Below are 24,351 nucleotides of genomic sequence, written 5' to 3'. Positions count from 1 at the left end.
TTTAGCAGTAGAACAATGCCGCTGAGTGTAGTGAGTGTAATTCTTGCTGTGAAACGCTAATATTTGCTTACTGATTTCAAATTTTTTGTGGGCAGAATATGTGGTCGGAATATTCACTTGAAGTTGTGGATGCGGTTGCGCGTAACGGTAGCTTTAGTTCGGCCGCGCAGGAGTTGCACCGCGTACCCTCGGCGGTAAGCTATACCGTACGTCAACTGGAAGAGTGGCTGGCGGTGCCGCTTTTTGAGCGACGCCATCGGGACGTGGAATTGACGCCTGCCGGTGCATGGTTTCTCAAAGAAGGCCGCTCTGTTATCAAAAAAATGCAGATCACCCGCCAGCAATGTCAGCAAATTGCCAACGGCTGGCGCGGGCAGTTGGCGATCGCGGTAGATAACATTGTCCGCCCGGATCGTACCCGACAGATGATCGTGGATTTCTATCGTCATTTTGATGATGTGGAGCTGCTGGTTTTCCAGGAGGTGTTTAACGGTGTCTGGGATGCGCTGTCCGATGGGCGCGTTGAGCTGGCAATCGGCGCCACGCAGGCGATTCCGGTGGGGGGGCGCTATACCTTCCGCGACATGGGAATGCTGAGCTGGAGCTGCGTGGTGGCAAGCCATCATCCGTTGGCGTCAATGTCCGGACCGCTATGCGACGACACGTTGCGCAACTGGCCGTCGCTGGTGCGTGAAGACACGTCGCGTACGCTTCCTAAGCGTATTACCTGGCTGCTGGATAACCAAAAGCGCGTTGTGGTGCCTGACTGGGAATCTTCTGCTACCTGTTTATCTGCAGGTCTGTGCGTGGGCATGGTACCGACGCATTTTGCCAAACCGTGGATTGATAGCGGCAAATGGGTCGCGCTACAGCTGGAGAATCCATTTCCTGATGCCGCATGCTGCCTGACCTGGCAACAGAACGATACGTCGCCGGCATTGAGCTGGCTGCTGGACTATTTAGGGGATAGTGAAACGCTGAATAAGGAATGGTTGCGGGAGCCCTATTAGGCTCCCGCACCACAGTCTTAACGACGGTAATCGCGGAACGGGCCGTCGGCAACGGAGCGGCGTTCTACCAGGCGCGGATGAACCTCGATAGACTGCGACTCTTCACGTTTATTCACGATACGGTCTAACAGCATGTTGAAGGCCGTTTCCCCCAGTGAATCTTTAGGCTGGTGAATGGTCGTCAGAGCCGGCGTGAAGAAGCGGGCGTTGCGCACGTTGTCGTAACCGATGAGCGAAACATCCTGCGGTACGCGCAGTCCCATCTCGTCAGCGGCGCACAGCGCACCCATCGCCATGATATCGCCACCGCAGAAGACGGCGGTCGGACGATGCGACTGTGACAGAATTTGCTGCATGGCGCGATAGCCGGATTCAGGCTCAAAATCGCCCTGCACAATCCAGTTTTCAGGAACTTTAATCAGCGCTTCTTCCATCGCTTTCATAAAGCCTGCCAGACGCCCGGCTCCGGTATTACGCTCCATTGGGCCTGGGATCACGCCAATCTCACGATGACCGCGTTCTACCAGATACCGACCCGCCATGTAACCGCCTTCGAAGGCGTTATCAATGACCGTATCGGTAAAGTCGGCTTTAGCTTCGCCCCAGTCCATGACGACCATCGGAATATGGCGGTACTCTTCGAGCATCGAAAGCAGCGACTCCGGATACTCAGAACACATCACCAGCAGACCATCAACGCGCTTTTGCGCCATCATTGACAGATAAGCCTGCTGTTTTTCGAGACTGTTCCATGCGTTACCCAGAATCAGGGTATAGCCTTTCTGGAAACAGTTTTTCTCAACGGCTTCGATAATTTCAGCGAAATAGGCCGCTTCGCTGCTGGTGGCCAGCAAGCCAATAGACTTGGTGTGATTCACCTTCAGGCTGCGCGCCACGGCGCTCGGAGAATAGTGCAGCTCTTTGATCGCCGCCCAGACAGCATTACGCGTTTCTTCCGCGACAAAGCGCGTCTTGTTAATTACGTGTGATACGGTTGTAGTGGAAACGTTTGCTCGCTTCGCTACATCTTTAATTGTTGCCATTACATCTCACTCCAGACCATATCCTAAGCTCCTGAGAATACTCCAGGTAAACGTTTGCCTTAACACACCCTTAGCGCAACGTAAGGGTTGCGGCACGCCGGGAAAACGACACGGAACGTCAGGAAGGGGTCAATGGCCGGTACGCTAATCAAGTAAGCGTGGAATTTTGTCTGATCTTAACGAAAAGGGGAAGAGTTAAAAGCAGTTATCAATATAAATCGTGAGAGATTTTTGCTTTCAAGTGTGTAAAAATGCGCAATATCACTTTTTGTGTGGGAATAAAAAGGAGAAAACTTGATGAGCACCGATCTGAAATTTTCGTTAGTGACTACCATTATTGTTCTGGGTTTGATCGTCGCGGGTGGCCTGACCGCAGCGCTGCATTGATTTCCCCCGAGGGAGTTCGCTCTCCCTCATCCTTTCCGCTTGCCTTTCCCGTCGATTGTTTGCGAATAAGCAAAAGTCTTTTGCAATTTTGTTAACTTTATTAATTTTGCGATCAATGTCATGCTTTTGACTCTTATTTTATGTCGCGCCCCGGCTCGACGTTACGGAGTCGAAATATGAAACTCAATTATCCTTTACTGGCGCTGGCGATCGGCGCGTTTGGCATTGGCACCACTGAATTTTCGCCAATGGGATTATTGCCCGTCATTGCCAAAGGTGTGGATGTCTCGATTCCCGCGGCCGGAATGTTAATCAGCGCGTATGCGGTTGGGGTGATGGTGGGTGCTCCGCTGATGACATTACTGCTGTCCCATCGTGCGCGACGTAATGCGTTGATATTCCTGATGGCGATTTTCACGCTGGGCAACGTGCTTTCGGCTATCTCGCCGGATTACACCACCCTGATGTTATCGCGTATTTTGACCAGTCTGAACCATGGGGCATTTTTTGGTCTAGGCTCCGTTGTCGCTGCAAGCGTAGTACCCAAACATAAGCAGGCCAGCGCCGTGGCAACCATGTTTATGGGGTTGACCATTGCCAATATTGGCGGCGTTCCTGCGGCGACCTGGCTTGGTGAAACCATCGGCTGGCGTATGTCGTTTATGGCAACGGCGGGTCTGGGCGTCATCGCCATGGTCAGCCTGTTCTTCTCTTTACCCAAAGGTGGGGCGGGAGAGCGCCCGGATGTCCGTAGCGAACTGGCGGTACTTATGCGTCCGCAGGTGCTGTCGGCGCTGCTGACGACCGTTCTGGGAGCGGGGGCGATGTTCACGCTTTATACCTATATCTCACCAGTGTTACATACGATCACCCATGCCACACCGGCGTTTGTGACCGGTATGCTGGTGCTGATTGGCGTCGGCTTCTCAATCGGTAACTATCTTGGTGGCAAACTGGCTGACCGTTCCGTTAACGGTACGCTGAAAGGCTTTTTACTGCTGCTGATGGTTATTATGCTGGCCATTCCTTTCCTGGCGCGTAATGAGCTGGGTGCGGCAGTTAGTATGGTGGTCTGGGGGGCAGCGACGTTTGCGGTCGTTCCGCCGTTGCAGATGCGCGTGATGCGCGTTGCCAGCGAAGCGCCTGGATTATCATCGTCAGTCAACATTGGCGCGTTTAATCTGGGGAATGCTCTGGGTGCCGCAGCCGGTGGGGCGGTGATTTCCGGTGGGTTGGGCTATAGCTTTGTTCCGGTGATGGGGGCAATTGTGGCAGGACTTGCGCTGCTGCTGGTCTTTATCTCGGCGCGCAAACAGCCTGAAGAGGCGTTCACTACCGCGAATTAATGCTAAAACGCAGAAGGGTTCTCCTTCTGCGTCATCTTTTTTATGCTGCGAAGTTCTTCGCAACAAATTCCCAGTTCACCAGCGCCCAGAAGTTTTCCAGGTAGCCAGGACGGGCATTGCGATAATCGATGTAGTAGGCGTGTTCCCATACGTCAACGGTCATCAGCGGCGTCGCGTCGGTGGTCAGCGGTGTACCTGCATTGGAGGTGGAAACGATAGCCAGTTTGCCATCTGTTCCTTTTACCAGCCAGGTCCAGCCAGAACCGAAGTTTTTAATAGCGGCATCGGTGAACTGCGCTTTGAAATCCGCAAAGCTGCCAAAGGAGGCGGCAATTGCTTCGGCCAGTTTACCGGTAGGTTCGCCACCTGCGTTCGGTGCCAGGCAGTTCCAGTAGAACGTGTGGTTCCATACCTGTGCTGCGTTATTGAATACACCGCCTTCAGAGCTACGTACGATCTCTTCCAGTGATTTGCCTTCAAACGCCGTGCCTTTAATCAGGTTGTTCAGATTAGTCACGTAAGTTTGATGGTGTTTGCCATAGTGATATTCCAGCGTTTCGGCAGAAATGTGCGGTGCCAGAGCATCTTTGGCATACGGTAATGCAGGTAATTCAAACGACATTGCTTCTCTCCTTATTATTTGTATTGAGTACACACAATAGCCTCATTGTGAGTAAGGACAGGGTAGCAAATTGAAAGGTTATGCAAAAGAAGAACTTACCCTACAGCATGTACTGTAGGGTAAGTTTTTAACGAATTGTTTTTGGCGTCATTACCCGACGAGCGCCCACATAGTGGCGCTGCCAGTAATCTTCACTCAGAGAGGTGATTTGAATTTCCTGGCCGCTGCGCGGTGACTGAATAAACTTACCGTTGCCAACATAAACGCCAACGTGATCGGCAGTTCCACGCCCCTGGGTACGGAAAAATACCAGATCGCCATTTTTCAGTTCGCCACGTTCAATCGGCGCGGCATCGCGCAGATGATACATTTCGTTCGCTGTACGTGGAATGCGGAATTTCACCAGATCTTTATAGGCGTAATAGACCAGACCGCTGCAGTCAAACCCGGTTCTTGGTGAGGTGCCGCCCCAGCGATAAGGCTTGCCGATTTGGTTCATCAGCGTGGACATGGCGGTTTTAGTGGCTTTCTGCACTTTCACTTTATGCGCGTCAGCCAGCGTCGTTGGTGCGGTGGTTTTCACTTTTACACAGCGCGGCTTATGGCCTTTGCGCGGCGTGCATTTTTCAGTCCAGGTAACGGCAGCGGTTTGTGCTGCGGTGTTTTTACCACGACGGTTTGCTGTTTTAGTCGACTTTGCCGGAGCGGCAGTACGATGTTTAGAAGAGGAAGCGGTTTTAGTGCTGGTTTTGCTGGTGGTCTTTGTCGCCGTTTTCTTGCTGGTCTTTGTTGTTTTTTGGCTGGTTGTTGCGCTTTTCTTTTTATCTACCGTTTTGATGGTGTGAGAATGGGTAGGTGTCGTCCTGGCCTGCTTGGAAGCATGAGCCATGGGCGTAAAGGGCAGTGTAGTAAAAAGTAAAGCACAGAGCGTGATCGAGATTCGGTTTATCCGCGCCACTGAGCAATCCTCTGGTAAGGCAGGTCTATCATGCCTGCGTGTGATTTTCAAAACTTGATGATTCTAATCTATAGAAAGAGGGAAAGTTAATAGCTTTTTTGTTTAAAACTACGTTTCGTAACCGACCGCAAAAAAAATCAGCAATTAAAGTTGGCGTTGGTGAATGAATAATCAAATCCACAGGCTTTAAGGGGATAAATGAGATTGTGAATGCAACTTTTGGCGTCAGGGGATAAAATAATAACGCGTAATGAAAATGTTATTTTCCGTTGCTTGTCTGACCCGCTACAATGTCAGACTACTGCCGTAAAAGAAGTTTAAGGAAGCAAGATAATGAGCACCACTATCGAAAAAATCCAGCGCCAGATCGCTGAAAACCCGATTCTCCTGTACATGAAAGGTTCCCCTAAACTGCCAAGCTGCGGTTTCTCCGCTCAGGCTGTGCAGGCGCTGTCCGCCTGTGGTGAACGCTTTGCTTATGTTGATATTCTGCAGAACCCGGATATTCGCGCCGAGCTGCCGAAATACGCAAATTGGCCAACCTTCCCGCAGCTGTGGGTTGATGGCGAGCTGGTTGGCGGCTGTGACATTTTGATCGAAATGTACCAGCGCGGTGAGTTGCAGCAGCTGATTAAAGAAACAGCGGCGAAATACAAAACCGAAGAGCCGGACGCTGAATAATATCAGCGTAAATAAAAAAGCGACCTCGTGATGGTCGCTTTTTTTATCGGTCCGTTATGCCTCTTCAGGCACGGGAAGAGGCCAGCCGCCGAGACGTTTCCAGCGGTTAACAATTTCGCAAAACAGCACGGCCGTCCGTTCGGTGTCATACAGCGCAGAGTGCGCCTGAGTCCCGTCAAATTCCATTCCTGCCGCCAGGCACGCTTTCGATAACACAGTTTGCCCCAGAGACAGGCCGCTTAAGGCCGCAGTATCAAAGGTGACGAACGGATGAAATGGATTACGTTTGAGCGAGGCGCGTTCTGCTGCGGCCATCATAAAACTGTGGTCGAACGTAGCGTTATGCGCCACCATGATCGCCCGATTGCAGCCGCTGTCTTTAATGCCTTTACGTACCATTTTGAAGATGGCATGCAGAGCGTCATATTCGCTGACCGCGCCGCGTAGCGGATTGTTAGGGTCAATTCCGTTAAAGGCGAGGGCTTCCGGCTGCAAATTCGCGCCTTCAAATGGCTCTACGTGGAAATGTAACGTCGTGTCCGGCATCAGCCAGCCTTGTTCATCCATTTTCAGTGTGATGGCTGCGATCTCAAGCAGCGCATCGGTTTTGGCATTGAACCCTGCGGTTTCGACATCAATGACGACAGGATAAAAACCACGAAAACGGTCACACAGACCGGAAAGTTGAGCGTTATCGGACATCTGGGTCTCTTAATACGGGAAAATTGCAGCGCGTATTATGGCAAAATGATGAGTATAAAACTACGGGCACAGACGATCTGCGCCCGTGGGGAGGTTAGTCGCCCAGGCCGCGTCCGGCGTCTTTCTCTTCGATCAGTTCAATTTTGTAACCGTCTGGATCTTCAACGAACGCAATTACGGTGGTGCCGCCTTTTACCGGACCGGCTTCACGCGTGACGTTACCGCCATTCTGACGAATACGTTCACAGGCTTCGGCTGCGTTGTCTACGCTCAGGGCGATATGGCCGTAGGCAGTGCCCAGCTCATACTTGTCGACACCCCAGTTATAGGTCAGTTCGATCACGGCTTCGCTGGTTTCAGGGCCGTAGCCGACAAAGGCCAGGGAGTATTTGTATTCAGGGTTTTCGCTGGTACGCAGCAGCTTCATGCCCAGCACGTTGGTATAAAACTCGATGGAACGCTGCAGGTCACCCACGCGCAGCATGGTATGAAGTAAACGCATCTTTTTCCCCTTCGAAAATGGCTAATACATTCAAAATGTTGTTTTAGTATAGCGGCGTTGTTACGCCGCTATCAATGGCAGAACGGAGTTTGTGACGTTAGAGGGTAGGATAATCGGTGTAACCTTCCGCGCCGCCGCCGTAGAAGCTTTCGGCACGTTGCGGATTCAGCTCCGCTTTACGCTGCAGGCGCGCAACCAGATCCGGGTTTGCGATATAGGCGCGACCAAAAGCAACGGCGTCGATCAGGCCCTTCTCGATCAGTGCTTCTGCTTTTTCAGGTGTGTAGGCACCCGCACCAATGATCGGACCGTGGAAACGTGCACGAACTTTTTCGCGAAACGCATCGGAATACGGCTCGCCGCCAGCCCAGTCCGGCTCAGACATATGCAGGTAAGCGATTCCGCGCTTGCCCAGTTGTTCAATCAGATACAGCGCATCAGCTTCTTCGTTCGGGCCGTTGTCAACGTTCTGGAATGAGCCAATCGGAGATACGCGAATACCAATGCGATCGGCACCCCATTCTTTAATACCGGCATCGACAACTTCCAGCACCAGACGCGCACGATTTTCGACGCTGCCGCCGTATTGATCGGTACGCTGGTTAGACGTTGGCGACAGGAACTGGTGCAGCAGATAGCCGTGAGCGGAGTGCAGTTCAACCATGTCGAAACCCGCTTCGCGCGCGTTGGCAATCGCCTGACGGAAGTCATTAACGATGCCGGGAATTTCTTCTGTTTCCAGCGCACGCGGCATTGAGGTATCCGCACGCGTTGCCAGACCATTTTCATCACGAAGCGAGGTCCGGGTTCCGGCGCTAATCGCGGAAGGTGCGACCGGTGCCTGACCGTTGGGCTGCAGACTGGCGTGAGAGATGCGTCCGGTATGCCACAACTGGACCGCAATATGACCTTGCTCCGCATGTACGGCAGCGGTGATTTTTTTCCATGCGGCAATTTGCGCTTCGCTGTGTAAGCCGGGTGCCCCCGCATAGCCTTTCGCCTGCGCGGAAATCTGTGTAGCTTCACTGATGATAAGACCCGCGCTGGCGCGTTGACGGTAATACTCGGCCATCAGCGGAGTAGGGATGTCGCCAGGCTCAATGCTGCGCAGACGCGTCAGTGGCGCCATGAATACGCGGTTTGCTGCCGTAATAGCACCCACTTTCAGTGGGGAAAAAAGTTTTTCAGATGACATATGGCACTCCTGAATAGACCGGTCGTCTAGTAATAAAAGAAATAAAAACGCCTGTTAAACGGCAGGCGTAGTAATGATGGTTTTAACGTGCGCCAGCGCATTTTCCAGCGGGGTGGCGCTACGAGAAATCTTGGCCTGCAGGTTGGCGCCCAGCCACAGAGCATACAATACCTGCGCCTGTTGTAACGGCTCGCCAACAAAGGACAGACAATGATTTGCCTGACCTTTCTCCAGCGCCTGCGCTAACAGCGCAATAATGTGCCGCGCGCCTTTATCCATCGCCGTGCGCATATCTTCTGACAGATCGCACACTTCGGCAGACAGTTTTACGGTTAAACAACCGCTGATAATGCCGTGCTGGCTAAACTGGTTCAGAGTTTCCTGATAGTAGGCCAGAATACGGTCGCGATAGTTTCCTGCCCCCGTATCAAAGTGCGTAGCCAGTCGCTGATGATAGGCCGCATAGTGGCGTTCCAGCATCGCAACACCGAACGCTTCTTTAGAGCGAAAATAGTGATAAAACGAACCTTTGGGGACTTCAGCGGTTTTCAGTAGTTCGCTTAAGCCCATACCGGTGAAGCCGCGCTGCATACACAGCAGTTCGCCAGTCGCCAGCAGATGTTCGCGTGTATCGTGTTCAGTGATTTTGTTCATGGAAAGGAGTGTAATAGACCAGTCGGTCTAATGCAATAGCGCTTGCGAGAAATTCAGTTAACGTCTTCAATAGGTATATCAATCTTACGAAAGGAGGGGATGTGGCCGAACAGCTGGAGTTTTTCCCCGTCCAGAGCCCATGCCGTGGAATATGTCAGTCTGACGAGCGCGGTTTTTGCCGCGGCTGTTTTCGCAGTCGGGATGAGCGTTTTAACTGGCAAAAGATGAGCGATGCCGAAAAGCAGGAAGTGCTACGGCTTTGTCGTCAGCGCCTGATGCGTAAATTACGAGCAAACAAAGCCAACCCTTCGGAAGAACCGCAACAACCTTCACTCTTTTAAAAGCGTAATTGCGTATACTCGATGCACATTCACTTATAAGGAAGCTGCTATGGTTCAGCGTATTACTATTGCGCCGCAAGGTCCGGAATTTTCTCGCTTTGTAATGGGGTATTGGCGCCTGATGGACTGGAATATGTCCGCGCGCCAGCTAGTCAGCTTTATTGAAGAACATCTGGATCTGGGCGTTACCACCGTCGATCACGCCGATATTTACGGCGGATACCAGTGTGAAGCGGCGTTTGGTGAGGCACTGAAGCTGGCCCCGCATCTGCGTGAAAAAATGCAGATTGTTACCAAGTGCGGGATCGCCACGACGGCACGCACGGAAAATGCGTTGGGTCATTACATCACCGACAGCGCGCATATCATTGCCAGTGCGGAAGCATCGTTGAAGTTACTGGCGACCGATCATATTGATTTGCTGCTCATCCACCGTCCCGATCCGCTCATGGATGCGGACGACGTCGCTGACGCGTTCAAAAAATTGCACCATAGCGGAAAAGTGCGTCACTTTGGCGTATCTAACTTCACCCCGGCACAGTTCTCACTGCTGCAATCGCGTCTGCCGTTCACGCTGGCGACTAACCAGGTTGAGATCTCACCGGTACATCAGCCGCTCCTGCTGGATGGTACTTTAGATCAACTGCAACAACTGCGCATTCGTCCGATGGCCTGGTCCTGCCTCGGCGGTGGTCGTCTGTTTAATGACGATGCGTTCCAGCCATTACGTAATGAACTTGCCACAATCGCAGAAGAGTTAAATGCGCAGTCCATTGAGCAGGTGGTGTACGCCTGGATTTTACGTCTGCCGTCTCAGCCGCTGCCGATTATTGGCTCAGGGAAGATAGAGCGTGTACGTGCTGCCGTTGAGTCTGAGTCATTGAACATGTCTCGCCAGCAGTGGTTCCGTATTCGCAAAGCTGCGCTGGGTTACGACGTACCGTAATCGCGTTTTTGACGCTTCTCCGTTCAAATTTGTGTCACTGGTTTACACTTATCAATCAGACACCTTTTGGACGGAGGTCTTATGAAGCGTTTGAGTTTGGCCATTATTACCCTACTCACCTGTGCAGGTGCGCAGGCTGCCAGTGAAGAAAAAGTGACGATGAATCTGGTAACGTCGCAAGGCGTCGGCCAGGCGATTGGTACGGTCACTATTGCTGAAACCGGGAAAGGGCTGGAGTTTACGCCCGATCTGAAAGCGCTGCCGCCGGGTGAACATGGCTTCCATGTCCATGCGAATGGCAGTTGCCAACCGGCGATTAAAGAAGGAAAAGCCTCAGCTGCGGAATCGGCTGGAGGCCATTATGATCCGCACCAAACCGGCAAGCACGAAGGTCCGGAAGGCGCAGGCCACATGGGCGACCTGCCTCAGCTGGTGGTGAATAACGACGGTAACGCCACAACACCGGTCATTGCGCCGCGGCTGAAAACGCTCGATGAGGTTAAAGGCAAAGCGCTGATGATCCATGTCGGTGGCGATAATATGTCCGATCAACCAAAACCGCTTGGCGGTGGCGGAGCGCGCTACGCTTGTGGCGTTATCAAATAATCAATTGGCTAGCGTACCCGGCGGAGGCGCCTGTTCGAGCTGCGAAAGCGAGCAGTGGAGTCGCCAGATAAGCGCCGACAGTTCCTGCGCCGCAGGTTGATGATGGTGGGCGAGCGTGTCGCAAATACGCTGTAGCTCACTCAGCGTGGCATTCAGTGGCCGTTGCTGAACGCCGCGCTCACTCATTACGTCGCGAAGCAGCGATATACATACGTCTCTGACGCGAGCCAGAGGATCTGAACGCACCTCCCAGGTGCGCAGTTGCCACACCACGTGCGAGCAGTTCAGCAAGACAACCCCCCAACGCAATAGCCAGCGTCGCGCCAGGGCATCCTGACTGTTGCTGAGCTGGCTGACGTGGTGATAGGTCAGCGACTCAAATTCGTTTTCACTGAGCGAGGGATGTCGGCTGAGCTGATCGACAAAATCCCGGCGCAGGGCGCGAATATGGCGGCGACCTTTCCGCGCATCCGATCCAGGCCGCAGAATGGCGAATGCCAGCCACGATAGCGCCACGCCGGTGATTTTCGCCATATTGTCATTCAGGAAATCAGCAAAATCATAAACTGGCGGATTAGTCACCGCGATAAACGATCCCATAAAAACGATTAGCTGTCCCCAAAGACCCGCCAGCGCTGGCATTTGCAGCTTCAGGAGTTGCATGGTAGCGAGCAACGGGAAGAGAAACAGAATGAATTGCCAGAGGTCAGAGATTTGCACCATCAGGCCAAACTTAACCACAAAGCTAAACAGCGACAGCAGAACCAACGTGCGCATCAGCAAAGAAAGTGACTTGAACGGCGTTGCTACGGCGGAATAGAGCACGCTGCTGATGGCCGCGAGCGTTAGTGCGCCAGAGCCTGATTCCCATTGCGCGCCAATGCTCCATGTGCCGATAAGCATCAGGGTACAGAACGTACGCAATCCGCTCCAGAGGGCTTCCGCATTATCGGTATGACGGGCAAGTCCTGGCGTGCGGGCGATAGTAATACGCTCGGCGGTAACGCCATTTTCCAGTAAATGCAGATAATGACTGCTGCGTAAGTACAGCCGACAAAAATAACGCAGTCGTTGCCAGAAGGCGACGTGCCGATAGTCGCGCGCATCAAGGGGACGCAGGGGGGCGATAATACGCGCGACGGTGTAGGTGTCGGTATTGGATTTGACCAGCTCGCTGAGCAGTTGTTCGATGATTTGCCGGGTATTAGCCGGGGGATTGGGCCAGTTCAGGAGCATCCTGCGCAGACTGGAGATCACGCTGGTCATACGTAACTGCTGATGCAACAGCGAATTGAGCAACGCATTTTGACGGCGAAAACGGTAGTGACTCCAGAACGCCTGAATACGCAGCAGGTTCATGGTCAGAATCTGACCGATAACACCTTCATGGGCTGTGCGAATTGCATCCGTTGTCTCCGGTTGCCAGAGTAAGCTGGCATGCTCCAGTAAACGCGAATGCATGTTTTTCAGCGCGGTAAGCAATGTGGTGCCATCGGAGATGCTGGGGAGGATCATCATCATCATGCCGCCGCACAGGATACCGACGATGACCTCGCATACGCGGGCCTGAGCGATATCCCACAACTGCGTAATCTCTATGGTATTGACCATGGGAAAAGCAATGATCGCCGCCGTATAACCGGCCAGTTGAAAGGCGTAGGCGACGTTATTGGTGAAGTGCGCGCAGGCCCAGGTACAAAAACCGATCCACACTGACATGCTCAGCAAAAACAACCACGGCTCATTGAGGGTATGACCGGCAATAATCAACGCGGCGGTGGCGCCCAGTAAGCTACCCGCAACACGACCCAGACTTTTGCTGATAACCCCGCCGACGGTGGGAAAGCTGACCACTGCCGCCGAGGTCATCGCCCAGTAGGGCTCATCCAGATTCAGGTAATAGGCGAACGTTAACGCCAGACACATCGCAATGGTATTTCGCAACGCATAACGCCACTGCGCTACCGTGGCTTTAAACCACGGCCAATGGCCTGGCATCAGGTAGGACAGTTTCATTTACGCTGGCCGATAGACACGCTGCAGGTCGTACCAGAAACCAGAGTGACATCCTGCGGCAGAGCGTCGAATTCGATGCGGACCGGAACGCGTTGGGCCAGACGCACCCACGGCACATTGGGTTTGATGTCGGGAATCAGGCCGGAATCGCTTTCCACACTTTGGTCGTAGATGGCGCGACCAATACTGGATACGTGACCCTGTAACTTTATGTTGCCGCTGTAGAGCGTGATAACCGCAGGTGCACCTTCACGAATGTGGCGCAATTTGGTTTCTTCAAAGTACCCCATCACATAGAAAGAGTGGCTGTCGACAAGGGCAAACAGGGGCTTACCGGTTGAGGCGTAGTCTCCAGTACGAGTTGAAAGGTTGGTGACCCAGCCCGCTACAGGCGCTTTGACCACCGTCTGCGTCAGTTGCCACTGTGCCTGGCGCAGACTGGCCTCGGCTGCTTCAACGCTGGCCTGCATGGCTTTCACGTTGAGGTTAGCAGTATCCAGATCTTCGGCTGAGATATAATTTTGCGATAAATGACGGCGGCGGTTGGCTTCGTTATTGGCTTTCGCCAGATCGGACTGTGCCTTCGCCAACTGCGCTTGCGCATTCAGTTCAGCAATGTGAAACGGCGTCTTGTCGATGATAAAAAGGACATCGCCTTTGTTCACAAACTGGTTATCTTTTATATTGAGTTCGCTAATGCTGCCTGAGACCTGCGGCGTGATGCTGACCTGCTCAGCACGTACTTTGCCATCACGTGTCCAGGGCGATTGCATATAGTAATTCCACATCCACCATCCGGCGAAAACTGCGATGGCAGCGACTATAATGGTGGAGAAGTATTTAATGGTTTTAAGCGACATAATCACCACACAATCAGCATTACAAAGGCCAGACATACGCAAAGCGTAAAGAGTGACAGATCCATTAACAGGGGATGCCAGATTTCGCCGGAGTAAATCCAGTCGCGCAGGAGGCGATGAACAACCAGCCAGAGAATAAATCCTGCTACAAACGCCTTGAAAACAGGAGGGAAGTAGACAGATGCTCCGATCATTAAATCTTGTAGGGGCAATCCTGTTGCATTAAACATAAACTTCACGGGCAAAATCCTTGGCGGAAGAGAGCATTGCTATAGGTTTAGCAAAAAAGAGACAATGAGTCTCTGTAACGCATAATGTCTGAAAAAATGTCAGCCGGTAAGCAAATTTGGCAATACATTTGTTTTGGGAATACAAATGCTGCACACTATTCTAAAATCAGCATAATAACTTAGCAAGCTAATTATAAGGAGATGAAATTGGAATCGCCATTAGGTTCTGATCTGGCACGGTTGGTGCGCATTTGGCGTGCTCTGATTGACCATCGCCTGAAACCTCTGGAGTTGACGCAGACGCATTGGGTTACGCTGCACAACATTCATCAATTGCCGCCTGATCAATCGCAGATTCAGTTGGCTAAAGCGATTGGCATCGAGCAGCCTTCGTTGGTACGCACGCTTGACCAGCTGGAAGAAAAGGGACTCATTTCACGACAGACTTGCGCCAGCGATCGTCGGGCAAAGAGAATTAAACTGACAGAAAAAGCAGAGCCGCTGATTGCAGATATGGAAGCGGTTATCAACAAGACGCGTGGAGAAATTTTGGAAGGGATTTCAGCTGAGGAAATTGATCTGCTGATTAAACTGGTCGCCAGACTGGAACACAATATTATTGAACTGCAGTCACAGGGCTGAAACGATAAGATGACGTGTGGCCAGAGCCTGACCACACGTGAATTCGATTAGCGTGGAGACACGGTAACCTGGCTGCCGTTGTTAGCCATAACAACGCGCTGGCCAGCTGAGAACTTGGTCGCACCCTGTTTCTGAACCACCATGATGGTATTACCGTCGTCCTTACGGATTTCCAGTTCTACACCCTGGGTTTTATTCATCGCACCTTGTACGCCTTGACCCGCTACGCCACCGGCAACTGCGCCAGCCGCCGTGGCTAATGAACGACCCGTACCGCCGCCGACGGTGTTACCCAGGAACCCGCCGAGTACCGCACCACCAATGGCGCCAATCACGTTTGCGTCATCGCCACCCTGGATTTGCACCGGACGAACATGAACAATTGTACCGTAGGTAACGTTCTGAACTTGTTTCGCTTCGGATGCGGTGTATACGTCGCCTGAAAGGCTATCATTGTTAACGCAGCCCGCCAAAGATACACCCATTAATGCAACAGTCAGCACACGTTTAATCATTTACAAATCTCCTTTAACACCACGAAACGCTAATAAAGCACCCTTCATGGCTAAATTATATGGCACTTGTGAGCCTAAGGTCACATGTTCTACTGGAACAATATGAAAATCTTAACCGAAATCGGATATACCGAGTATAAACGAATCATTCATATAATTGATGTAATAAAGCGTCCATTGTAATGATTAGCCCTCAAAAATCATTAAGGAAGCATGGCATTAGTCGGCACTTTATGGTTGAGTGTCAAGGCTAATTTGCTTAAAAGGATGACATATGAAATCGGGCCGTTTTATCGGTGTAATGTCTGGAACCAGCCTTGATGGTGTCGATGTTGTGCTGGCGACAATAGATGAAACGATGGTTGCGCAACAGGCGAGTCTGACCTGGCCTATCCCTCTCCATATAAAGCAGGCGATCCTGGATATCTGCCAGGGGCAGCAGCTTACGCTATCGCAGTTTGGCCAACTCGACGCACAGCTCGGTTATCTGTTTGCCGAGGCGGTGAATGCACTGTTGGCACAGGAAAAATTGAAACCGCAGGAGATCGTTGCGATTGGCTGTCATGGGCAAACCGTGTGGCATGAACCGACGGGAATCGCGCCGCACACGCTGCAAATTGGCGACAACAATCAAATCGTCGCGCGTACCGGGATAACGGTGATCGGCGATTTTCGTCGCCGCGATATCGCTCTCGGCGGGCAGGGCGCGCCGTTGGTTCCCGCTTTTCATCAGGCGCTGTTGGCTCATCCAACGGAGCGGCGGATGGTGCTAAACATCGGCGGAATTGCCAATCTGTCTCTGCTTATCCCACAGCAACCCGTTCGCGGTTATGACACCGGGCCGGGCAATATGCTGATGGATGCCTGGATCTGGCGGCAATGCGGCCAACCCTACGACAAAGATGCGCAGTGGGCCACATCGGGAACGGTGATCCTGCCTTTACTGCAAAATATGCTTAACGATCCTTATTTTTCTGCGCCTGCGCCGAAAAGCACTGGCCGCGAGTATTTCAATTATGGCTGGATAGAACGTCATATGGCGCAGTTCCCGGGAATAAGCCCGCGGGATGTGCAGGCGACGCTTGCCGAACTGACGGCCGTGACCATTTCCGAGCAGGTCTTGCTAAGCGGAGGCTGTGAACGGCTAATGGTATGCGGCGGCGGCAGCCGTAATCCGCTGCTGATGATGCGTCTGGCGGCATTATTGCCAGGGACAGAGGTCACTTCAACCGATGAGGCTGGGATCAGCGGCGATGATATGGAGGCCCTGGCTTTTGCCTGGCTGGCGTGGCGAACGCTGGCGGGATTACCGGGAAATCTGCCTTCTGTGACCGGCGCATCAGAACCGAGCGTTTTAGGGGCAATTTACCCTGCTAACCCACGAACTCAGAGTTAACTGAAATTATTCAGCGCTATATGTCGATAAACTAGGGATATTAGGGAGGGTGCCATTACCCTCCAGGACCAGGAAAGTCTTCAGGATATGGCTATGAAAAAACTGTTGTTAGTGTGTCTGCCGGTACTGCTTAGCGGGTGCAGCGTGTACAACCAATTTGTCGAGCGTATGCAAACGGATACGCTCGAATACCGCTGTGACGAAAAACCGCTTACCGTGAAGCTGAACAATACCCGTCAGATGGCGAGTTTTGTTTATGATAATCAGCTATTGAACCTCAAACAGGGCGTGTCGGCATCAGGTGCTCGCTATACCGATGGTATTTACGTCTTCTGGTCTAAAGGCGACGAGGCAACGGTCTATAAACGAGACAGAATTGTGCTAAATAACTGTCAGTTACAGAACCCGAAGCGTTGAGATTTTCACCTGGGCGGCGCACAATAGCGTCACCCACTGACAATCCGTAGCCAACATCATGTCTGATAACGACGAATTGCAGCAAATCGCGCATTTGCGCCGTGAATACACGAAAGGCGGTCTCCGCCGCCGCGATCTTCCCGCCGAGCCCCTTGCGCTGTTCGAGCGCTGGCTGGGGCAAGCCTGTGACGCCAAACTGGCCGATCCCACAGCGATGGTCGTTGCTACCGTCGATGAAAACGGTCAGCCTTATCAGCGTATCGTGTTGCTCAAACATTATGATGACAAAGGGCTGGTGTTCTATACCAACCTCGGTAGCCGTAAGGCACATCAGATTGAGAAAAACCCACGCATCAGCCTCCTGTTTCCCTGGCATACGCTGGAACGGCAGGTGATGGTGATCGGCAAGGCTGAGCGCCTATCCACGCTGGAAGTGGTGAAATACTTCCACAGTCGCCCACGTGATAGCCAGATTGGTGCCTGGGTCTCTAAGCAATCCAGTCGGATCTCCGCGCGCGGTATTCTGGAAAGCAAATTCCTCGAACTGAAGCAGAAGTTTCAGCAAGGGGAAGTTCCACTGCCCAGTTTCTGGGGAGGCTTTCGCGTGAGTATTGAGCAGATGGAGTTCTGGCAGGGTGGCGAAAACCGTCTGCACGATCGTTTTTTATACCAACGCGAAGATAACGCGTGGAAAATTGATCGCCTGGCCCCCTAAAGATGCAAAATTCTTGTTTTAAGCGCTGGTGCTGAACAATCCGGCGCTTTATTCTATGTTTCTTTCGCATCAGGCGAAAAGTCGTGTACCGGCTAAGGTGCAGTCGTTTTATACATGGAGATTTTGATGGCAAGCAGTAACTTGATTAAACAATTGCAAGAGCGGGGGCTGGTGGCCCAGGTGACGGACGAGGAAGCGTTAGCAGAGCGACTGGCGCAAGGCCCGATCGCGCTCTATTGCGGCTTCGATCCTACCGCTGACAGCTTGCATTTGGGGCATCTGGTTCCATTGTTATGCCTGAAACGCTTCCAGCAGGCAGGCCATAAACCTGTCGCACTGGTGGGCGGCGCAACCGGTCTGATTGGTGACCCGAGCTTTAAAGCCGCTGAGCGTAAACTGAATACCGAAGACACCGTGCAGGAGTGGGTGGATAAAATCCGCAAACAGGTTGCGCCGTTCCTCGATTTCGACTGTGGCGACAACTCGGCGATTGCTGCGAACAACTATGACTGGTTTGGCAGTATGAATGTACTGACTTTCCTGCGTGATATCGGCAAACACTTCTCCGTTAACCAGATGATCAACAAAGAAGCGGTGAAGCAGCGTCTGAACCGTGACGATCAGGGGATCTCTTTTACCGAGTTTTCTTACAACCTGCTGCAGGGTTATGACTTTGCCTGCCTGAACAAACTGCACGGTGTTGCGCTGCAGATTGGCGGTTCTGACCAGTGGGGCAATATTACTTCGGGTATCGATTTGACCCGTCGTCTGCACCAGAACCAGGTGTTTGGTCTGACCGTTCCGTTGATCACTAAAGCTGACGGTACGAAATTCGGTAAGACGGAAGGCGGCGCTGTGTGGCTGGATCCGAAGAAAACCAGTCCGTACAAATTCTACCAGTTCTGGATTAACACCGCCGATGCGGATGTTTATCGCTTCCTGAAATTCTTTACTTTCATGGACATTGAAGAGATCAATGCGCTGGAAGAAGAAGATAAAAATAGCGGTAAAGCGCCGCGCGCCCAGTATGTTCTGGCTGAGCAAGTAACGCGTCTGGTTCACGGCGAAGAAGGTCTGGTAGCGGCAAAACGTATTACCGAAAGCTTGTTCAACGGTAATCTGAGCGATTTGAGCGAAGCGGATTTCGAACAGCTGGCGCAAGATGGCGTGCCGATGATCGAGATGGACAAAGGTGCCGATCTGATGCAGGCGCTGGTGGACTCCGAGCTGCAACCTTCTCGCGGCCAGGCACGTAAGACTATCGCGTCTAATGCGGTGACCATCAACGGTGAGAAGCAATCCGATCCGGAATATTTCTTCCAGGAGAGTGATATCCTGTTCGGGCGCTACACCTTACTGCGCCGTGGCAAGAAGAACTATTGTCTGATTTGCTGGAAGTAAGATTTAGTTAGCAGGGGCGTGGGAAACTACGCCCCTTTATTTTTTCAGGGTTGTGGTAAGTAAAATGAAGAATATCCTCGCCATCCAGTCCCACGTTGTTTTTGGTCATGCGGGCAACAGTGCAGCAGAATTTCCAATGCGTCGTCTTGGCGCAAATGTCTGGCCGCTGAATACCGTTCAGTTTTCTAACCACACACAGTACGGCAAATGGACCGGTTGCGTTATGCCGCCGAGTCATCTGACTGACATTGTCCAGGGCATTGCCGATATCGATAAACTCCAGACTTGTGACGCAGTACTGAGCGGCTATCTTGGCTCGGCTGAACAGGGCGAGCATATTCTGGGTATTGTACGCAAAGTAAAAGCGGCCAATCCGCAGGCGAAATATTTTTGTGACCCGGTGATGGGCCATCCGGAAAAAGGGTGTATCGTCGCGCCGGGCGTAGCGGAGTTTCATGTACGCCATGCGCTTCCAGCCAGCGATATTATCGCCCCGAATTTGGTTGAGCTCGAAATTCTGTGCGAGCATGCGGTGAATAATGTCAATGAGGCCGTGGCGGCAGCGCGTGAGCTCATCGCTCAGGGACCAGAAATTGTGCTGGTGAAGCATCTGGCTCGCGCGGGTATCAGCGCAGATCGTTTCGAGATGCTGTTAGTTACCGCTGAACAAGCGTGGCATATCAGCCGACCGTTAGTCGATTTTGGCGCTCGTCAACCGGTTGGCGTGGGTGATGTCACCAGCGGCTTATTGTTGGTTAAACTGCTGCAGGGCGCGTCTTTACAGCAGGCGCTGGAGCATGTGACGGCGGCGGTGTACGAAGTGATGATTGCCACCAAAAAAATGCACGAGTATGAGCTGCAGGTCGTGGCTGCGCAGGATTGTATCGCGAAGCCTGAACACTACTTCAGCGCGACGCAGCTGTAAGCAATGCCCGATGGCGCTCACGCTTATCGGGCCTGCGTTTGGCTGAAGGCCGGGTAAGCGCAAGCGCTACCCGGCAACAACAATTAATTTAACCCTTCTGCTTTCAACGCCGCGGCAACCGCCGGACGTTCAGCCATACGCGCCATATACGCATCGATATTACTTAACCCTGCCATATTCAGCTTAACCGCATACGCCCAACGCAGCACGGTGAACAGATAGGCGTCCGCAATGCTGAAGCGCGAACCGCAGATCCATTGGTTATCTTGCAGCGCGTCGTTCACATATTGCATTTTTTTCTCCAGCAGCGCGCGAACGGTTGGCTTGAAGTCTTCCGGCGTATCGGGACGGAACAGTGGGGTAAAGCCTTTATGCAGTTCTGTCGCAATGTAGTTAAGCCATTCAATGGTTTTGTAACGGGAGAGGCTGCTGGTTGGGGCAAGGAGTTGACGGTCTGGAACGGTGTCCGCCAGGTATTGCATGATGGCGACGCCTTCGGTCAGTAGCGTACCGTCATCCAGCAGCAGCGCGGGAACTTGCCCTTTTGGGTTTACCGCGAAAAAATCATCGCCGTTTTCCAGACGCTTCTTCATCAGATCAACACCATCCAGCGTGAAATCTTTACCGCTCTCACGAAGTGTGATGTGGGAAGCAAGAGAACAAGCGCCCGGTTTGTAGAACAGTTTCATCGGTAACTCCTTTTGGCTGAGGTATATCGTATGGTAGTGCTAGCTCAGGCAAAAAAAAAGCCGCTAACACCAGTTAGCGGCCTGAAAAAGAGTTTCCCTGAGAATTACGCTGTCGCGGCCTTAGAGGCTTTCTCATTGACGTCATCGTCCTGAGTCATACGATTCAGTTTCGGTGCCGTCAGTAGCATCAGAACAGCGATAACAGCCGTAGCAACACCAATCTGCAGGAACACACGACCGTAGACTTCAAGGGACATCAGCGGGTCAGTGACGTTCTCTGGTACAGCCATCATGTTGGCTACGTAACCACCGATGATGTTTGCACCGGCAGTGGTCAGGAACCAGCTACCCATGATGAAGCCCATCAGGCGTTGCGGAACCAACTGAGCCACCATTGCCAGACCCAGACCGGAGATCATCAGTTCACCGATACTTTGCAGACCGTAGCAGATGATCAGCCAGTTAACGGAAACGATGCCCGCATCGGTAGCGAATTTAGCACCCAGCGGCAGGATCAGGAACGCACCGGAACACAGCACCATACCAATCGCAAACTTGGTTGGCATCGGCAGGGTATCGCCCATCTTGTTATAGATAGCGGCAAGGATTGGGCTACCAATGATGATCCAGAACGGGTTCAGTGCCTGGTACTGCTCAGGTTCGAAAGCAATGCCAAGAATAGAGTGCTCAACGTTACGAATCGCGAAGAAGTTCAGTGAGGTCGGCATCTGGCTGTACAGCACGAAGAAGATAATCGCTTCCAGCATTAGAATGAAGGCGACGATCATTTTACGACGCGCAGCACCGTGCATGGTGAATGCTTCTTTACCGAAGATAAACACGATACCCAGAGCAATGACGCCCAGAACCATACGTGCGATCTGCTGGTTGTGCAGCAACCAGGTTGCAATCGCGATCAGCACCACGACGCCAACAATAGTCAGCAACAGGTTACGGAAGTTGATCGGCTCAAAGTCAGGTTTAGAACCGTACTGTTTAACCCAGCGCTGACAGAATGCGAAGTTAACAACGGTAATCAGCATACCCACGACGCTCAGAGCGAACGCGGTGCTCCAGCCGTAATGCGCAGCCAACCACGGTGTTGCCAGCATAGAGAAGAATGAACCGATGTTGACGGACATGTAGTACATGGTAAATGCACCATCAAGACGCGGGTCATCTTTGGCATAGCAGGTAGAGAGCAGGGATGATGGGTTTGCTTTAAACAGGCCGTTACCGACCGCGATGGCCGCCATGCCCATATAAACGATACCCGCATCGTGACCAGACCATGCTACCAACGCATAACCGATGGCCAGGACAACGGCACCCAGCATAATGACACGTTTTGTACCCAGAACTTTATCACCTAACCAGCCGCCAATGGCAACCAGACCGTACACCAGGGCGCTAAAGGACGAGAAAAGGGTGATGGAATCCGCTTCTGACATACCCAGTTGTTTAACCAGGTAGACGGCCATAATTCCTTGCAGGCCGTAATAACCAAAACGCTCCCACAGCTCAATAGAGAAAATGAGATAGAACGCTTTTGGTTGTTTGAAGGCGTTTAAACTTACGCTTTCTGTTGGTTTATTGTTTGCAGTAGACACTTTTACCTCTTTTTTTACATCCCATATCAACGGGGGTGTTCAGGCACGTGATGAGTCAAGTTCATCCGTCCGATTGTTATAGTGGGAGGGGAAACGGCAAGTAATGTTCACTATCTTGACCATTCAGACAAGTGGTTTGTAATAATCTGTTACATATATCATGACTGGTGAAATCGTCGGGACTGTGAAATGTTATCTAGCGTTAAATTTCTTCATTTGAAAAATGGCAGATTTTTACACTGTTTAATCAGGGTAAAAACCGCAATGTGGCGATATGTTCTACTATTTGCGCTTGAATCCAGTGATATAGGCCATTATCTGAAAAATAGCCAGTGTAATGTTTTGTTTAGAAACTGTTCAGTTAGGTCATCTGATTGTCACTTTAACTAAAAAATAAATATTTTTTAACATTGTGTTATCTGGATGATCTGGATCACGTATAGATAGAAATTTCTTTTACTAAAAAAACGATTAACCTGCTCAGGTGTTAATTAACAAGAATATTGCATTAGATATGCGCGGTTGAACGGCATCATTGTCGGGAAAATAAACTCAGGGGAGTGCATAACTAATCGTTATGTTAGCGAGGGGCAAGCAGTATGCCCCGGCAGCATCAGATATCGACTTTCTCTTTGAATTCGCAAAGATCTTCGATAATGCAGGAACCGCAGCGCGGCTTTCTGGCTATACAGGTGTAGCGGCCATGAAGAATTAACCAGTGATGGCAATCGACTTTAAATTCACTGGGTACGACTTTCAGCAGCTTCTCTTCAACCTGCTCTACGTTTTTACCCGGGGCGAACTGGGTACGATTACAAACGCGAAAAATATGGGTATCTACGGCAATAGTGGGCCAGCCAAAGGCGGTATTTAACACCACATTAGCCGTCTTTCGCCCAACCCCGGGCAGGGCTTCTAATGCGGTCCGGTCTTCAGGCACTTCACCATTATGTTGCTCCAGCAGAATGCGGCAGGTTTTAATCACGTTCTCCGCTTTGCTGTTAAACAAACCGATTGTCTTGATGTAGGACTTAACCCCTTCAACGCCAAGCTCCAGCATCGCGGCTGGCGTATTGGCGATGGGGTAGAGCTTAGCCGTCGCTTTATTGACGCTGACATCGGTGGCCTGCGCGGAGAGCAAGACTGAAATCAGTAGTTCGAACGGCGATGTAAAATTTAGCTCGGTTGTCGGATGCGGATTGTTCTCACGCAGGCGCGTCAGTATTTCCAGCCGTTTTGCTTTGTTCATTACACATTCCCTGTTTCACCGGCCGGACTGTCCGTGACAGCCGCCTCGGCACGACGTTTCTTCATTTTCTCATCAATCAGATACTTAACAGCCAGCATCAGACCCAGGCCAATAAACGCGCCTGGTGGCAGCATGGCCAGCAGAAACGGCGTATCGGTATGGAAGATCTCAACGCGCAATACTTTGGCCCAGCTACCCAACAAACCGTCTGCGCCATCAAAGAGTGTACCGTTACCAATTATTTCACGTAGCGAGCCCAGAACAAACATGGCGCCAGTTGCGCCCATGCCGATGGAAAAACCATCGAGTGCGGATAGCGCAGGGCCCTTTTTGGCTGCGAAGGCTTCAGCGCGGCCAACAACAATACAGTTGGTCACAATCAGCGGGATAAAAATGCCCAGAGACTGATACAGGCCAAAAGCGTAGGCATTGATCAACATTTGCACCGCGCTCACCACGGAGGCGATGATCATGACATAAATCGGAATACGTATTTCAGGCGGTGTCCAGCGACGAAGGGCAGAAATCGTCAGGTTCGTCAGCGTCAGGACGAGTGTAGTCGCAAGCCCCAGGCCCAGCGCGTTAGTGGCGGTCGAGGTGACGGCCAACAGCGGACACATCCCGAGTAACTGCACAAGCGCGGAGTTATTTTTCCATAACCCTTGGACAATAACGTCTTTAATTTCGCTCATG

General features: G+C 51.9%; 27 protein-coding genes and 1 pseudogene. 13 read left to right on the top strand and 15 right to left on the bottom strand.

Annotated features, from left to right (window positions below):
• Window positions 1-98 precede the first annotated feature (98 nt).
• On the top strand, window positions 99-1,010 hold the full coding sequence (punR, locus tag HV314_RS13720) for a DNA-binding transcriptional activator PunR (protein WP_181545833.1): 912 nt from the start codon (window positions 99-101) through the stop codon (window positions 1,008-1,010).
• Between the two features lie 17 nt (window positions 1,011-1,027).
• On the opposite strand, the gene purR is transcribed toward punR, so the two are convergent.
• Window positions 1,028-2,053, bottom strand: a complete 1,026-nt coding sequence (gene purR / locus HV314_RS13715) for an HTH-type transcriptional repressor PurR (RefSeq protein WP_003832757.1) — start codon at window positions 2,051-2,053, stop codon at window positions 1,028-1,030.
• A gap of 297 nt (window positions 2,054-2,350) precedes the next feature.
• On the opposite strand from purR, the gene cydH reads away from it, so the two are divergent.
• Window positions 2,351-2,440, top strand: coding sequence for a cytochrome bd-I accessory subunit CydH (gene cydH / locus HV314_RS13710; protein ID WP_003029209.1), 90 nt, complete (start codon window positions 2,351-2,353; stop codon window positions 2,438-2,440).
• Between the two features lie 176 nt (window positions 2,441-2,616).
• On the top strand, window positions 2,617-3,786 hold the full coding sequence (locus HV314_RS13705) for an MFS transporter (RefSeq protein ID WP_046276347.1): 1,170 nt from the start codon (window positions 2,617-2,619) through the stop codon (window positions 3,784-3,786).
• Window positions 3,787-3,826: 40 nt separating this feature from the next.
• Here the strand turns inward: HV314_RS13705 and sodB are convergent, their stop codons facing one another.
• Both sodB and HV314_RS13695 read right to left on the bottom strand, forming a co-directional pair.
• The gene (sodB, locus tag HV314_RS13700; protein ID WP_016152988.1) at window positions 3,827-4,408 is read right to left on the bottom strand and encodes a superoxide dismutase [Fe]; all 582 of its coding nucleotides are present in this window, start codon (window positions 4,406-4,408) and stop codon (window positions 3,827-3,829) included.
• Window positions 4,409-4,535: 127 nt separating this feature from the next.
• A complete protein-coding gene (locus HV314_RS13695) occupies window positions 4,536-5,366 on the bottom strand; it encodes a C40 family peptidase (protein WP_019076728.1) in 831 nt (276 codons plus the stop codon).
• Window positions 5,367-5,699: 333 nt separating this feature from the next.
• Here HV314_RS13695 and grxD point away from each other — a divergent pair, with 333 nt between their 5' ends.
• Window positions 5,700-6,047, top strand: coding sequence for a monothiol glutaredoxin 4 (gene grxD, locus HV314_RS13690; RefSeq protein WP_003832760.1), 348 nt, complete (start codon window positions 5,700-5,702; stop codon window positions 6,045-6,047).
• Window positions 6,048-6,101: 54 nt separating this feature from the next.
• Here grxD and rnt read toward each other — a convergent pair whose 3' ends face one another.
• The 4 genes from rnt to HV314_RS13670 form a co-directional block, all read right to left on the bottom strand.
• Window positions 6,102-6,749, bottom strand: a complete 648-nt coding sequence (gene rnt / locus HV314_RS13685; RefSeq protein WP_016152990.1) for a ribonuclease T — start codon at window positions 6,747-6,749, stop codon at window positions 6,102-6,104.
• A gap of 94 nt (window positions 6,750-6,843) precedes the next feature.
• Complete coding sequence (gloA, locus tag HV314_RS13680) at window positions 6,844-7,251, bottom strand: lactoylglutathione lyase (protein ID WP_003029198.1); 408 nt, start codon at window positions 7,249-7,251, stop codon at window positions 6,844-6,846.
• 97 nt (window positions 7,252-7,348) lie between these two features.
• Window positions 7,349-8,446, bottom strand: a complete 1,098-nt coding sequence (locus HV314_RS13675) for an alkene reductase (RefSeq protein ID WP_003029197.1) — start codon at window positions 8,444-8,446, stop codon at window positions 7,349-7,351.
• Between the two features lie 54 nt (window positions 8,447-8,500).
• Window positions 8,501-9,100: a TetR/AcrR family transcriptional regulator gene (locus HV314_RS13670; RefSeq protein WP_016152991.1), complete on the bottom strand. Its 600-nt coding sequence runs from the start codon at window positions 9,098-9,100 to the stop codon at window positions 8,501-8,503.
• Window positions 9,101-9,201: 101 nt separating this feature from the next.
• Here HV314_RS13670 and HV314_RS13665 point away from each other — a divergent pair, with 101 nt between their 5' ends.
• The 3 genes from HV314_RS13665 (at window position 9,202) to sodC (ending at window position 10,993) form a co-directional block, all read left to right on the top strand.
• Window positions 9,202-9,441 (top strand): DUF1289 domain-containing protein, encoded by a 240-nt coding sequence (locus HV314_RS13665; RefSeq protein ID WP_016156428.1) that lies wholly within the window; start codon window positions 9,202-9,204, stop codon window positions 9,439-9,441.
• Between the two features lie 49 nt (window positions 9,442-9,490).
• Window positions 9,491-10,387, top strand: coding sequence for an aldo/keto reductase (locus HV314_RS13660; protein ID WP_016152993.1), 897 nt, complete (start codon window positions 9,491-9,493; stop codon window positions 10,385-10,387).
• Between the two features lie 81 nt (window positions 10,388-10,468).
• A complete protein-coding gene (gene sodC / locus HV314_RS13655; protein ID WP_181545831.1) occupies window positions 10,469-10,993 on the top strand; it encodes a superoxide dismutase [Cu-Zn] SodC in 525 nt (174 codons plus the stop codon).
• On the opposite strand, the pseudogene HV314_RS13650 reads toward sodC, so the two are convergent.
• From HV314_RS13650 to HV314_RS13640, 3 genes and pseudogenes are all read right to left on the bottom strand, one after another.
• A pseudogene (locus HV314_RS13650) lies at window positions 10,969-13,009 on the bottom strand (FUSC family protein). The gene sodC and the pseudogene HV314_RS13650 overlap by 25 nt on opposite strands.
• Entirely contained in the window at window positions 13,006-13,869 is an 864-nt protein-coding gene (locus HV314_RS13645; RefSeq protein ID WP_016152996.1) for an efflux RND transporter periplasmic adaptor subunit, read from the bottom strand. Before HV314_RS13645 ends, HV314_RS13650 begins: the two are co-directional and overlap by 4 nt.
• Before the next feature lie 2 nt (window positions 13,870-13,871).
• Entirely contained in the window at window positions 13,872-14,108 is a 237-nt protein-coding gene (locus HV314_RS13640) for a DUF1656 domain-containing protein (protein ID WP_016156432.1), read from the bottom strand.
• Window positions 14,109-14,300: 192 nt separating this feature from the next.
• Here HV314_RS13640 and slyA point away from each other — a divergent pair, with 192 nt between their 5' ends.
• Window positions 14,301-14,741: a transcriptional regulator SlyA gene (gene slyA / locus HV314_RS13635; RefSeq protein ID WP_019076732.1), complete on the top strand. Its 441-nt coding sequence runs from the start codon at window positions 14,301-14,303 to the stop codon at window positions 14,739-14,741.
• Between the two features lie 47 nt (window positions 14,742-14,788).
• Here slyA and slyB read toward each other — a convergent pair whose 3' ends face one another.
• Complete coding sequence (gene slyB / locus HV314_RS13630; protein ID WP_016152998.1) at window positions 14,789-15,256, bottom strand: outer membrane lipoprotein SlyB; 468 nt, start codon at window positions 15,254-15,256, stop codon at window positions 14,789-14,791.
• 274 nt (window positions 15,257-15,530) lie between these two features.
• Between slyB and anmK the strand changes: the two genes are divergently transcribed.
• From anmK to pdxY, 5 genes are all read left to right on the top strand, one after another.
• The gene (anmK, locus tag HV314_RS13625) at window positions 15,531-16,652 is read left to right on the top strand and encodes an anhydro-N-acetylmuramic acid kinase (RefSeq protein ID WP_016152999.1); all 1,122 of its coding nucleotides are present in this window, start codon (window positions 15,531-15,533) and stop codon (window positions 16,650-16,652) included.
• Between the two features lie 87 nt (window positions 16,653-16,739).
• The gene (gene mliC, locus HV314_RS13620; protein WP_085951051.1) at window positions 16,740-17,069 is read left to right on the top strand and encodes a C-type lysozyme inhibitor; all 330 of its coding nucleotides are present in this window, start codon (window positions 16,740-16,742) and stop codon (window positions 17,067-17,069) included.
• Between the two features lie 58 nt (window positions 17,070-17,127).
• Window positions 17,128-17,784, top strand: a complete 657-nt coding sequence (gene pdxH, locus HV314_RS13615; RefSeq protein WP_003029169.1) for a pyridoxamine 5'-phosphate oxidase — start codon at window positions 17,128-17,130, stop codon at window positions 17,782-17,784.
• A gap of 126 nt (window positions 17,785-17,910) precedes the next feature.
• Complete coding sequence (tyrS, locus tag HV314_RS13610) at window positions 17,911-19,185, top strand: tyrosine--tRNA ligase (protein WP_003836431.1); 1,275 nt, start codon at window positions 17,911-17,913, stop codon at window positions 19,183-19,185.
• Between the two features lie 64 nt (window positions 19,186-19,249).
• A complete protein-coding gene (pdxY, locus tag HV314_RS13605; protein ID WP_019076734.1) occupies window positions 19,250-20,110 on the top strand; it encodes a pyridoxal kinase PdxY in 861 nt (286 codons plus the stop codon).
• A gap of 83 nt (window positions 20,111-20,193) precedes the next feature.
• On the opposite strand, the gene gstA is transcribed toward pdxY, so the two are convergent.
• The 4 genes from gstA to HV314_RS13585 form a co-directional block, all read right to left on the bottom strand.
• Complete coding sequence (gene gstA, locus HV314_RS13600; protein WP_016153002.1) at window positions 20,194-20,799, bottom strand: glutathione transferase GstA; 606 nt, start codon at window positions 20,797-20,799, stop codon at window positions 20,194-20,196.
• 104 nt (window positions 20,800-20,903) lie between these two features.
• Window positions 20,904-22,409, bottom strand: coding sequence for a dipeptide/tripeptide permease DtpA (gene dtpA / locus HV314_RS13595; RefSeq protein ID WP_016153003.1), 1,506 nt, complete (start codon window positions 22,407-22,409; stop codon window positions 20,904-20,906).
• A gap of 613 nt (window positions 22,410-23,022) precedes the next feature.
• Window positions 23,023-23,658 (bottom strand): endonuclease III, encoded by a 636-nt coding sequence (gene nth / locus HV314_RS13590; protein ID WP_019076735.1) that lies wholly within the window; start codon window positions 23,656-23,658, stop codon window positions 23,023-23,025.
• Window positions 23,658-24,350 carry an electron transport complex subunit E gene (locus tag HV314_RS13585; protein ID WP_016153005.1) on the bottom strand — a complete coding sequence of 231 codons (693 nt, stop codon included), beginning with the start codon at window positions 24,348-24,350 and terminating at the stop codon, window positions 23,658-23,660. Before HV314_RS13585 ends, nth begins: the two co-directional genes overlap by 1 nt.
• Window position 24,351 lies beyond the last annotated feature (1 nt).

This window comes from Citrobacter sp. RHBSTW-00887 (assembly GCF_013728095.1).
In the GTDB taxonomy this organism is placed as follows: domain Bacteria; phylum Pseudomonadota; class Gammaproteobacteria; order Enterobacterales; family Enterobacteriaceae; genus Citrobacter; species Citrobacter braakii.
This window is presented reverse-complemented; position numbering and strand designations above follow the sequence as displayed.